The organism is Claveliimonas sp., from assembly GCF_037273965.1.
Classification (GTDB): Bacteria; Bacillota; Clostridia; order Lachnospirales; family Lachnospiraceae; genus Claveliimonas; species Claveliimonas bilis.
In genome coordinates this window covers 1-12328 of record NZ_JAYAZJ010000020.1, presented here as the reverse complement: position 1 = coordinate 12328, position 12328 = coordinate 1, and the positions used below count along the sequence as shown (strand labels likewise).

The 12328-nt window shown below is 45.3% G+C and carries 12 protein-coding genes; all 12 read right to left on the bottom strand.

The genetic code is table 11. The features are described from left to right. Positions 1-40 precede the first annotated feature (40 nt). Positions 41-307 carry a 30S ribosomal protein S15 gene (rpsO, locus tag WJ238_RS00485; RefSeq protein ID WP_230106264.1) on the bottom strand — a complete coding sequence of 89 codons (267 nt, stop codon included), beginning with the start codon at positions 305-307 and terminating at the stop codon, positions 41-43. Positions 308-484: 177 nt separating this feature from the next. Further along, positions 485-1423 (bottom strand): bifunctional riboflavin kinase/FAD synthetase, encoded by a 939-nt coding sequence (locus WJ238_RS00480; protein ID WP_337605854.1) that lies wholly within the window; start codon positions 1421-1423, stop codon positions 485-487. 27 nt (positions 1424-1450) lie between these two features. After that, positions 1451-2356: a tRNA pseudouridine(55) synthase TruB gene (truB, locus tag WJ238_RS00475; protein WP_337605853.1), complete on the bottom strand. Its 906-nt coding sequence runs from the start codon at positions 2354-2356 to the stop codon at positions 1451-1453. 3 nt (positions 2357-2359) lie between these two features. Beyond that, the gene (locus WJ238_RS00470; RefSeq protein ID WP_230106267.1) at positions 2360-3343 is read right to left on the bottom strand and encodes a DHH family phosphoesterase; all 984 of its coding nucleotides are present in this window, start codon (positions 3341-3343) and stop codon (positions 2360-2362) included. Beyond that, positions 3330-3716: a 30S ribosome-binding factor RbfA gene (gene rbfA, locus WJ238_RS00465; RefSeq protein WP_230106268.1), complete on the bottom strand. Its 387-nt coding sequence runs from the start codon at positions 3714-3716 to the stop codon at positions 3330-3332. The genes WJ238_RS00470 and rbfA overlap by 14 nt, the downstream gene beginning before the upstream one ends. A 37-nt stretch (positions 3717-3753) precedes the next feature. Further along, positions 3754-6468 carry a translation initiation factor IF-2 gene (gene infB, locus WJ238_RS00460; protein WP_316270468.1) on the bottom strand — a complete coding sequence of 905 codons (2715 nt, stop codon included), beginning with the start codon at positions 6466-6468 and terminating at the stop codon, positions 3754-3756. Positions 6469-6503: 35 nt separating this feature from the next. Continuing rightward, the gene (locus WJ238_RS00455; protein WP_465220975.1) at positions 6504-6785 is read right to left on the bottom strand and encodes a L7Ae/L30e/S12e/Gadd45 family ribosomal protein; all 282 of its coding nucleotides are present in this window, start codon (positions 6783-6785) and stop codon (positions 6504-6506) included. A 10-nt stretch (positions 6786-6795) separates the two neighbouring features. Then, on the bottom strand, positions 6796-7050 hold the full coding sequence (gene rnpM, locus WJ238_RS00450) for an RNase P modulator RnpM (RefSeq protein ID WP_276535541.1): 255 nt from the start codon (positions 7048-7050) through the stop codon (positions 6796-6798). A 32-nt stretch (positions 7051-7082) separates the two neighbouring features. After that, complete coding sequence (gene nusA, locus WJ238_RS00445) at positions 7083-8294, bottom strand: transcription termination factor NusA (protein WP_316270470.1); 1212 nt, start codon at positions 8292-8294, stop codon at positions 7083-7085. Positions 8295-8311: 17 nt separating this feature from the next. Beyond that, positions 8312-8779 (bottom strand): ribosome maturation factor RimP, encoded by a 468-nt coding sequence (gene rimP / locus WJ238_RS00440; RefSeq protein ID WP_230106273.1) that lies wholly within the window; start codon positions 8777-8779, stop codon positions 8312-8314. A gap of 213 nt (positions 8780-8992) precedes the next feature. Next, positions 8993-11233 (bottom strand): DNA gyrase/topoisomerase IV subunit A, encoded by a 2241-nt coding sequence (locus WJ238_RS00435; RefSeq protein ID WP_316270472.1) that lies wholly within the window; start codon positions 11231-11233, stop codon positions 8993-8995. 14 nt (positions 11234-11247) lie between these two features. After that, positions 11248-12328, bottom strand: a 1081-nt coding sequence (locus tag WJ238_RS00430; protein WP_337605852.1) for a toprim domain-containing protein, incomplete at its 5' end; no start/stop codon positions are given.

Below are 12328 nucleotides of genomic sequence, written 5' to 3'. Positions count from 1 at the left end.
CGGACACCCTTTTCCTAAGCCCTTTGAAATACCGGACAAATTATTTTCTAAGTCCAAGTCTTTCGATCAGTGCACGATATCTTTCGATATCTTTCTTTCTAAGATAAGCCAGAAGACCTCTTCTCTGACCAACCATTTTCAGAAGTCCTCTTCTGGAATGATGATCCTTCGGATTTGCCTTGAAATGATCTGTCAGGTCGTTGATTCTTGCTGTCAGAATTGCGATCTGCACTTCCGGAGATCCTGTATCTCCTTCTCCTCTTCCGTATTCAGCAATAATCTGTGCTTTCTGCTCTTTTGTTATCATTTTGTTTTCCTCCTTATATTCTTTCTACTTGGCCTGCATTAAGTAATGGTCGGAGTGATCCAGTTACCGAACACCGGCTGTTCATACCTGCCTAGTATAACACAGGACTTCTGTATTGTAAACCTTTTCTTCAAATACTCTTCGCTTTTACCCAGATGCTTTTTCAAGCAGCCTTTTCTATTCCGGATATCCGGCCTTTTCCGCAAAAAACGCTTCGGCATGTGCAATATCTGCATTTACCTGATTTTTCATATCCTGAACATCTGCAAATTTCTTCTCCGGCCTGCAAAAATGCCTGATACGGATCTTTGTTTCTTTTCCGTACGCATCCCCGCTGTATCCGATCAGATAACTTTCCACCAGCATACGCCCGCTGTCTGTCACAGTAGGTTTCACCCCTACATTTCCTATAGCATTGTACCAGATTCCGTCCATACAAATCTGCCCTAAATAAACGCCATTGGGCGGGAGGAGTTTCTCTTGGGGAGGCGCCACATTAATTGTGGGAAAACCCAGGGTTCTTCCAAGCTGTTTTCCGTGTTCTACGATCCCTGTCACACTGTACGGATATCCAAGAAGAGTCTCTGCCAGAGACATATCCCCTTCTTTGAGTGCTTCACGGATATAACTGCTGCTGATCACACGTTCTCCATACCGTTCCTTCTCAATTACTTCCAGGTGATATCCGTATTCTTCCTGGTATTTTTCCAGCATACGCACATCTCCCTTCTTCCCATGACCAAAGTAAAAATCCGTTCCCACCACGACATATGAGGCATGGAAGGTATCCGCCAGTATGTCCCGAATAAAATCCTCGGCTTCCATTTCACTGAATTTCTCGGTAAATGGACAGTCTACCAGAAAATCAACCTTTCCTTCCAGATGATCTGCCCTTTCCTCCTTTGTCATCAGCACTTTACCGGGCATGTGCATCCTCTCGCGAAGAGGAAGCATATCAAAAGCACATACAATGCTTCTTACCCCTTCTGTCTTTGCATATTCACGTACTCTTTCCACCAGCTTTTGATGTCCTCTGTGAAGCCCGTCAAATTTTCCCAGCGTCACAGCACTTCTCTCTCCACAGCTGTAGGATTCAATTCCTCTTATATACTGCATATCTATCCCTTCCATCGTCGTCTGCTTCTATTGCCTGTCATTTAAAAACATCTTTTCTGTCTCAAATCGTTCTGTCTTCCCGCTGTACCGGTAAAGCGCAATAAAGTTTCCCTCTCTGTTATACATTCTCACCAGCTCTTTATCATCGGGTTTTTCTTTTAAATGAGGGATGAAAAAACTGTTGCCATTATACAGAAACCTTTCTTCCTCTTTTCCTACAGTGATCTTACGATACTTTCTGAAAAAATGGTCAACCGGAAGAAGGATTTCATTAAGTGTTCCTTCCTCCATATGATTCTGTATTTCTCCCAGAGTAAGGCTGTTTTCAATGGACAGTTCCCCCACCCTGGTTCTTTTCAGTTTCTCCATGCATCCTCCGGTTCCAAGTACACCGCCAATATCATTGCACAGTGTACGAATATAGGTACCTTTGGAACAGGAAACCTCCATCCATACCCGGGGAAATTCTATCTTTTCTATCTTTATGTCATGGATCACAACTTTCCTTGCGGAGCGTTCTACTGTCTTCCCTTCCCGTGCAAGTTCATACAGCTTTTTCCCATTTACTTTGAGCGCTGAATACATAGGCGGTACCTGTTCATATTCCCCCTCAAATTTCAGGATTGCTTCTTTCACTTGACTTTCTGTCAAATGACTGACAGATTGGCTCTCCAGACAGTTGCCGGAAACATCCTGTGTATCTGTCGTCTGCCCAAGAAGCAGCACCGTCCTGTATGTTTTGCTTCTGTCTGTCAAAAGACTGCATATTTTTGTAGCACTTCCGAGGCATATGGGAAGGACGCCTTCCGCATCCGGATCAAGCGTCCCTGTATGACCGATTTTTTTTTGTTTCGTAATTCCCCGAAGTTTTGCAACAACATCATGGGAAGTGTATCCCTGTTCTTTATACACATTTAATATTCCGTGTATCATCTGTTATGCCTCACTCTTTGTTTTCTCTTTTGGTCCAAGCTGCAGTGCAATCTGCTTTGACAGATTGTTAATGACATCATGTACCGTTCCCGGCATAGTGAAGCCCGCAGCTCGCACATGTCCGCCTCCGCCGAAGTACCTGGCAATCCTGCTCACATCAACCTTTTCTTTGGAACGCAGACTCACCTTATATACATTCGGTTCCAGCTCATACATAAAAATTGCAACCTCTACTCCTTTTGTCACACGAAGCTGGCTGACAATTCCTTCCAGTTCTTTTGCAGTCACACCATAAAACTGCATGACTGCCTTCGTCAATGAAGTGAAAATACACGCCCCATCCATAAACACAATACTTTCCAGCAGCGCTCGCCCCAAAATCTGATTCTGTGCATATGTTTTTTCATAAAAAGTATGCTCGATCAGAGCCGGCGCATTGATCCCCCTGGAAAGAAGATCTGCCGCCGCCCTCAACGTATCCGGACTTGTGCAGGAATACTGAAACACACCGGTATCATGAACGATCCCCATATAAAGCGCTTCTGCCACTGTTTCTTCAATCTTCTCCTTATCCAGCAGACGATATACCAGCTCTGAAGTGGAACTTGCATCCGGCACAATATAATTTTCATCCGCAAATTCAGTGTTGCTGATATGATGGTCGATACATAAAGTGGTTCCGGCATTTTGGAATAATGGGACGGAAAATCCAAGTCTTTCTTTGTCGCCGCAGTCCAGACAGATAAACAGATCATATTGTTTCTCCTCCGGAATGCTGTGCCGTATATGTTCAGTTCCTCTGATTACCTGGAATGTCTCCGGGATTTGTTCGAGATAAAGATCAACTTCTATATTCTCATAGTTTTGTTTCAGGTAAAGATACAGCCCCGTGCATGAGCCGATACAGTCCCCGTCCGGACGCTCATGACCTCCGATTGCAACAGAAGTCTTACCCTTCAGGATTTCCTTCCATTTATTTTGATTCATCCGCATCTCCTTTTGAATCCAGACCTTTGGTTACATCATCAATCTTTTTTGACATATTTACGCCGTACTCAATGGACTGATCCAGAATAAAGCGTATTTCCGGAGTATTTCTCATATTCAGACTATGTGCGAGTTCCCGGCGGATATATCCTTCTGCACTCTTAAGGCCCGCAACTGTGTCCTCCTGGGCTTTTTTGTCCCCGAGAACACTGATATAGGCTTTACATGTTTTCAGATCAGGAGCAACCTCCACCGCAACCACAGAAGTCCAGGGAGCGATCCTGGGATCCTTGATCCCTGATCGCAAAATATTGGAAAGCTCCTTTTGAACTTCTGTATTAATTCTTGTATTTTTGATACTGTTTTTTCTCATTAATCTTTCATCTCCTTTCGGAGGACAAGGCAAAACCCTATCTTGGGATTTCTACCATTTTGAAGGATTCTACCTGGTCACCTTCTTTGATATCATTATAATTTTCAAATACGAATCCGCATTCGTATCCTGCTCTTACTTCTTTTACATCATCTTTAAATCTCTTCAGGGAAGCAAGCTTTCCGTCATAGATCACAATGCCGTCACGCATAATTCTTGTCTGGCAGTCTCTTTCAAATGTACCGTCCAGAACATAAGCACCTGCAATTGTTCCCACACCGGAAGCTTTAAATGTCTGACGCACTTCAGCGTGGCCAAGTACTTTCTCTTCAAATACCGGATCAAGCATACCTTTCATAGCTGCTTCCACATCTTCGATCGCATTATAGATAACACGATACAGACGGATGTCAACTCCTTCTCTTTCAGCTGTCTCTTTGGCTGTTGCATCCGGACGGACATTAAATCCGATAATGATCGCATTGGATGCCGATGCAAGGCTGACGTCAGATTCATTGATCGCTCCGACTCCTCCGTGGATGATCTTCACAACAACCTCATCATTTGACAGTTTCAGAAGACTCTGCTTGATAGCTTCCACAGATCCCTGCACATCTGCCTTTACAACGATGCCGAGTTCTTTTAAGTTTCCTTCCTGGATCTGCGTAAACAGATCATCCAGAGAAAGCTTGGATTTTGTTTCTTCCAGAAGCTTCACTTTACTCTGAGAAATGAATGTTTCCGCAAAGTTTCTTGCCTCTTTCTCATTCTTGCATCCCACGAAGACTTCTCCTGCATTAGGAACATCGTTCAGTCCGAGAATTTCCACCGGCATGGACGGTCCCGCTTCTTTCACACGTCTTCCTTTATCGTCCATCATTGCTCTTACTTTTCCGTAAGCGCTTCCGGCTGCAATAGGATCCCCTACTCTTAAGGTACCTTTCTGTACGAGTACGGTTGCCACGGATCCTTTTCCTTTATCCAGCTGCGCTTCTATTACAAGCCCTCTTGCGCGTCGGTTCGGATTGGCCTTCAGCTCCAGCATTTCCGCTGTCAGGATCAGCATTTCCATAAGATCTTCCAGCCCTTCTCCCGTTTTTGCGGAAACCGGAACAAAAACAGTACTTCCGCCCCAGTCTTCCGGGATCAGCTCATATTCTGCCAGCTCCTGCTTTACTCTGTCAATATTGGCGCTTGGCTTATCAATCTTATTGACTGCAACCACGATCTCTATACCTGCCGCTTTGGCATGGTTGATCGCCTCCACTGTCTGAGGCATAACACCATCGTCTGCCGCCACAACAAGAATGGCGATATCTGTAGAATTAGCGCCGCGCATACGCATTGCAGTAAACGCTTCATGTCCCGGCGTGTCAAGGAACGTAATCTTTTCTCCGTTTACTTCTGCCACATATGCACCGATATGCTGTGTGATTCCTCCGGCTTCTCTGTCGATCACATTTGTGTGGCGGATTGCATCAAGAAGGGAAGTCTTTCCATGGTCAACATGCCCCATAACACAGACAACCGGAGGACGCTTTTTCATCTTCTTTTCGTCCTCTTCATCCTCTTTCAGAAGTTCTTCAATAACATCCACTACTTCTTCTTTCTCACAGAGAATGTCAAATTCCAGCGCGATTTCTTCTGCTGTTTCATAATCCACTTCCTGATTCACTGTAACGATCTTGCCCTGCATAAACAGCTTTTTGACAATAGCCGACGGAACAACTTTCATCTTATCAGCCAGCTCCTGAATAGTCAGCACTTCCGGAATCACAATAGATTTGATCGTCTCTTCCTGTTTCTGCTCTTTATGCTGAGGTTTTTGCATCTGCGGTTTCTGTTCCTGCTTCTGCTTTCTTCCCTTTGGCATTCTGTCTTCATCATCGTTTCTGTAATCTTTTTTCTTATAGTCGTCTTTGCCTTTATTCTTATTTCTCTGCGGCTTCTGTCCTTCCAGAGCCGGCGCCGGGATTGACTGTCCGCGTCTTTGCTGACGGTCTTTATTATCCCCGAATCTTCCGCCCTGATCTCTCCTGTCTTCTCTTCTATCATCTCTTCTGTCGCCAGATGGTCTTCCTGTGCCTCTTCCGCGGTTTCTGTCGCCGGGCTCTCTTCTGTCTTCTCTTTTCTCTTCTCTTCTGTCGTCTCTTCTGTCACCGGACGGTCTTACCGGACGGCCCTGACGCTGGCGGTCTGCCTGCCCAAAGGACGGACGGCCTCCCTGGGAACGCTCCTGCTGACCCTGTGCAGGACGGTTCCCTTGCGGACGCTCCGCCTGATTCTGTACCGGGCGGCTTCCCTGGGAACGCTCTTGCTGACCCTGTACAGGACGATTCCCCTGCGGACGCTCTGCCTGATTCTGTACCGGGCGGCTTCCCTGGGGACGCTCTGCCTGACCCTGTACAGGACGGTTCCCTTGCGGACGCTCTGCCTGATTCTGTACCGGGCGGCTTCCCTGGGAACGCTCTTGCTGACCCTGTGCAGGACGGTTCCCCTGCGGGCGCCCCTGACGGTTTCCGGGTTTGCTGTCCCTTAAATTCTGCGGACGGAATACATGAACGATATTCTTTTTCTTCGGCCCTTCTTCTTTCTTTTTCCCGAATGCCTTGCGAAGCATCTCAGTATCTTCGTCTTCCAAAGCACTCATATGACTTTTAACTTCTATATTTTTTTCTGCAAGAAACTCCATCAGCTCTTTGCTTGTTTTGCCGAGTTCCTTTGCAAGTTCATATACTTTGATTTTTGACATACAACCTACCTCCTCTATGCAACTTCTGTTATCTCTTAAGCATCCAAATGTCTCATAATTCCTTTTGCAAATCCCGCGTCCAATACCGCAAGAGATGCTCTGAACTCTTTTCCCATTGCATGGCCCAAGGTATCTTTATCTTCGTAAAAATAAATTGGAACATGATAATAATCGCACATATTCCGGAATTTTTTCTTTGTATTCTCGGATGCATCCCCGGCTACAATTACCAAAGCAGCCCTTCCGGTTTTCACTTCTTTTTCCGTACAAAACTCTCCGCTCACTGTTTTCCCGGCTTTAGTTGCCAGACTGATCATGGACAGCGCTTTATTCTGTATCAATTTCTCTCATCTCCCTTTCCAGTGTTTCATACACTTCTCTGGGAATTGCCTGTTGAAAAGACCGTTCCAGGCCTTTTCCCTTTATTGCTTTTTCCAGACATGCTCTGGAAGGACACAGGTAAGCGCCTCTCCCATTCTTTTTTCCGGTAGCATCCAGTAAAAACTCTCCTTCAGAGGTTCTGATAACCCGAAGCATTTCCTTTTTACTCTTCATTTCCTGACACCCTACACATTTGCGCATAGGAACTTTTTTGTTACTGCTCAACTTATCACCTATTCTTCATATTCCTGAAATTCGATTTCTTCTGCTTCTTCCTGGCTGTCGTAATCTTCTTCGTAGGATTCCGGATACCCTTCTTCATAAGTATTTTCATCGTATCCGTCCTCGTATACTTCTTCTTCGTATACCCCTTCGCCAAGCTCCATATAATTTTCCGGAAGCTCTCCTGATTCAATGGCCTGTGTCTCGCTCTTAATATCGATTTTGTATCCGGTCAGACGTGCTGCAAGTCTTGCGTTCTGTCCTTCTTTACCAATCGCAAGAGAAAGCTGGTAATCCGGCACGATAACGCTTGCTGTCTTATCATCAGGATCAGCCATAACAGAAATTACCTTCGCGGGACTTAATGCGTTCTCGATCAAAATTCCCGGGTTGTCGCTCCAGTTGATAATATCGATCTTCTCGCCGCGCAGTTCATTGACAATTGCGTTTACTCTTGCCCCGTTCATTCCGACACAGGCTCCCACAGGATCCACATCCGGATCGTTAGACCATACTGCAATCTTTGTACGGCTTCCTGCCTCTCTGGCAATGCTCTTGATCTCCACGATGCCGTCTTTCACCTCTGTCACTTCTGCTTCAAACAATCTCTTTACAAGCTCCGGATGGGTACGGGATACAAGGATCTTCGGACCTTTTGTTGTATTTTTTACTTCAACCACATACAGTTTGATTCTCTCGGTAGGCTTGAACACCTCGCCTTTTACCTGTTCATTTTCCGTGAGCATGGCGTCTGCCTTTCCAAGATTGATGCTGACATTTTTTCCGACATAACGCTGTACGATACCGGTTACAATATCCCTCTCTTTTTCAAAATACTGATCGTATACCACTTTTCTTTCTTCTTCACGGATCTTCTGAAGGATCAGGTTCTTGGCATTCTGTGTCGCAATACGGCCGAAGGATTTGGACTCAACCGGGATCTGTACAATATCGCCCAGCTCAAATTTGCTGTCGATCATCTTTGCGTCAGCCAGACTGATCTGCTCCACTTTATCCTCTACTTCCTCTACCACTGTCTTTTCCTGGATCAGCTGGTAATCACAGGTTTCTCTGTCCATGATCACCTTGATGTTGTCTGCTTTTCCAAAATGATTTTTGCAGGCATTGATCAGAGAATTTTCGATGGCATCCATCAGGGTATCCTTGCTGATGTCCTTTTCCTTTTCTAAAATATTCAACGCTTCTAATAATTCTGTGTTCATGTGACTTTCCTCCTAAATTAAAAATCGAATGCCAGACGAATGAGCGCTATATCGCCTTTGTCAAATGTTTTTTGTTCACTGTTTTCCATTTCAATCGTTACGGTATCTTTATCATAGCCTGTAAGGATTCCGGTAAATTCTTTCTTTTTGTCCACCATACGGTACGTGCGGATCTCTACTTCCTTCCCGAGACTTCTTTTAAAGTCCTTCTCTTTTTTCAGGGGACGGCCAAGTCCCGGTGAACTTACTTCCAAAATATAGGACTCTTCGATAAAGTCCTTTTCATCCAGGAGATCGGAGAGCTCTCTGCTGACCTTCTCACAGTCATCCACATTGATTCCTCCCGGTTTGTCGATGTAGGCGCGAAGATACCAGTTTCCGCCTTCTTTTACATACTCTACATCCACCAGTTCAAATCCGTTTCTTTCCATGATCGGATTTAAGAGTTCTTCTGTTCTTTGCTCATAAATTTCTCTTTTTGCCAACGTAAAACCTCCTATTCGTACCGTTTCTGCTTCATAACTCCAGCGGAAATATGGGAAATCCAGAAAACCTTTCCATCATATAAAGAAGAGTGAACTTTCGTCCACTCTTCTGCCGCATGTTTATGTAACTGTTGTTTAGTATAGCACTGTTTTTACGGAAAATCAAGGGATTTCCCGTACTTTTTTTATATACCGGATTTTCTGTCATAAATCTTATCCCCGGTTCTTTACTCCCTGGGTGTCTCTCTTTCCGATCCTGAGGCGGTTAAGAACTACTTCTTTCTCTTTATATACTGCCTTGGCCTCTGTCCCCTCGTCGAAGAGATACGCTGCTTCCAGCTCATCGTTTTTCTTAAGCCGGATTCCTCTTACACCCACAGCTCCTTTTTTCTTTTCTGAAACTTCTGACGCTGGGAAACGAAGGAAATACCCATCCTTTGTTTGAAGGACCACCTGCTTATTGTCGGTAATGACCGCCACACTGACAAGGCTGTCTCCCTCCTGCAGCTTCGTAGCTACTATTGTCCGCTTGGATACCTGAAATTCTGTTCCTTCCACCTGCTTTATCATTCCCTGTTTTGTAGCAAAGAACAATTTGGAGAAACGCATCTGTTCCGCATCGCACAGATAGACGATCTCTTCCTGCGTGCTGTCAAAGTTGCTCATATTATCCACCGGCTGGCCTTTATCTCTGAATTTTCCAAAAGGAACATCCAGAACTTTCAGCTGATGCATCTTTCCCCCGTCAGTAAAGATACAGATCTTTCCGGTATTCAGACAGTTTACCACATATTTGTTTTCACTGTCTGCCGCATCTTTATTCCTCTCATAGGTAGGAACATCCACGCATCTTGCATATCCGAAACGATCCATAAGAAAGACGATCTCCTGCTCCTCGATCTTTTTCTCTTCAAAGACAGCTTCCTCTGCATTCTCAACCACAGTCTTTCGTTTGACTGCAAATTCCTTTTTAAACGCATCTAATTCTTCTATAATAACGTCTGCCATGGAATCATAGTTATTTAAAATATCCTCGTATCTTGCAATATTAGACAGAGTCTCCTCATGTTCTTTCATAAGCGCTTCGATCTCCAGCCCGATCAGCTTATAAAGCCGCATCTCCAGGATGGCCGTGGCCTGACGCTCCGTAAAGCGCAGCATGGACGCCATTTTCCTGGAAATCTTGGATTTAAAGACAATGTTATCCGTGATCCCTTTTGTCAGACATTCCTTCGCATCCTTCACCGACCGGCTTCCGCGCAGGATCTCAATGATCAGGTCTATGACATCACATGCCTTGATCAGACCTTCCTGGATTTCTTTGCGGTCCAGCTCTTTTGCAAGAAGATTTTTGTATTTGCGTGTTGCAAGTTCAAACTGGAAATCCACATGATGCTCAATGATCTTCTTAAGCCCCATGGTCTCCGGGCGCCCGTCTGCAACTGCCAGCATATTGACACCAAAGGTATCTTCCAGCCGTGTCTTTTTATAGAGCATATTTGTCAGATTCTTAACGTCCGCTCCTTTTTTCAGCTCAATGACAATGCGGATCCCTTCCTTGGAGGACTGGTTGGAAATATCTACAATATCGTTTGTCTTTTTTGTTTCTACAAGGGCACAAACATCGTTGAGGAATTTTCCGATTCCTGCCCCGATCATGGTATACGGGATTTCTGTAATGACTAGACGCTGTTTTCCGCCTTTCATGTCCTCCACTTCCACTTTACCCCGCAGTTTGATCTTGCCGGTTCCTGTTTCGTAGATGTTCAGGAGATCATCCTTGTTTACCACAATGCCGCCGGTAGGAAAATCCGGCCCTTTTACATATTTCATCAGCTGCCTTGTGCTGATTTCATCATTTTTCATATAGGCCTTCACTGCGTCGATGACTTCGCCCAGATTGTGAGTCGGAATACTGGTCGCCATACCGACTGCGATTCCTTCCGCTCCATTTACGAGAAGGTTGGGAATACGCACCGGAAGCACTTCCGGTTCTTTTTCCGTCTCGTCAAAGTTGGGCATAAAATTGACTACATCTTTGTCCAGATCCTTAAGAAACGCCATCTGTGTAAATTTGGCAAGACGGGCCTCTGTGTAACGCATGGCCGCCGCCCCGTCTCCCTCAATGGAGCCAAAATTCCCGTGGCCATCCACAAGGACCATGCCTTTTTTAAATTCCTGTGCCATTACCACAAGGGCTTCATAAATGGAACTGTCTCCGTGAGGATGGTATTTACCCATCGTATCTCCTACTATACGGGCACATTTACGGTAAGGCCTGTCATAGCGGATACCCAGCTCGTGCATGTCATAAAGTGTCCGCCGCTGAACAGGCTTCAGCCCATCGCGCACATCCGGAAGGGCCCTTGCAATAATGACGCTCATCGCATAATCAATATAAGATTTTTTCATCAGATCCGAGTATTCCGTACGAATGATCTGTTCTTCCTGCATTGCTATTCTCCCTTCTAAATGTCAAGCTCTGCCTCTGTGGCATTTTCATAAATAAAAGCCCGTCGGGGAGGCACTTCATTTCCCATCAGCATCTCTGTTACGCCGGAAGCCATTCTGGCGTCTTCTATTTCTACCAGCTTCAGGATCCTTGTCTTTGGATTGAGGGTTGTCTCCCATAACTGCTCTGCGTCCATTTCTCCAAGGCCTTTGTATCGCTGGAGGGTAAATGGTCCTTCATGGGTTTTCCGGTATCTTTCCAGTGCCTTATCATCGTAGAGATATTCTTCCTCGCCTTTTTTGGGCATGGCTTTGTAAAGAGGCGGCATGGCGATATACACATGTCCCTCATAGATCAGCTCCGGCATAAACCGATAAAACAATGTCAAAAGCAACGTGGAAATATGTGCTCCGTCCACATCTGCATCTGCCATAATAATGATCTTATCATACCGCAGCTTTGTAATATCGAAATCGTTGCCATATCCTTCCGAAAATCCGCATCCGAAAGCATTGATCATAGTTTTGATCTCGGCATTGGCAAGAATCTTATCAATGCTCGCCTTTTCCACATTGAGGATTTTCCCCCGGATGGGCAGGATTGCCTGATACATTCTGTCTCTTGCTGTTTTGGCAGATCCTCCCGCGGAATCTCCCTCCACAATAAATATCTCGCATTTGGAAGCATCCCTGCTCTCACAGTTTGCAAGCTTCCCGTTACTGTCAAAGGAATATTTCTGTTTTGTCAGAAGGTTTGTCTTGGCCCTTTCTTCTGTCTTCCGTATCTTTGCCGCTTTTTCCGCACAGGAAAGAACCTTTTTCAGGTTTTCCAGATTCCGGTCAAAATACCTTACGATCTCATCGTTGGTCACTTTGCTGACAGCTTTTGCCGCATCAGGATTGTCCAGCTTGGTCTTTGTCTGTCCCTCGAATCTGGGATCCGGGTGTTTAATGGAAATAATGGCTGTCATTCCGTTGCGGATATCCGCTCCTGTAAAATTGCTGTCCTTTTCCTTTAAAATGCCGAGTTCTCTTGCATACTGATTCATTACCGTCGTAAAGGTTGTCTTAAATCCGGCCAGATGTGTGCCGCCCTCG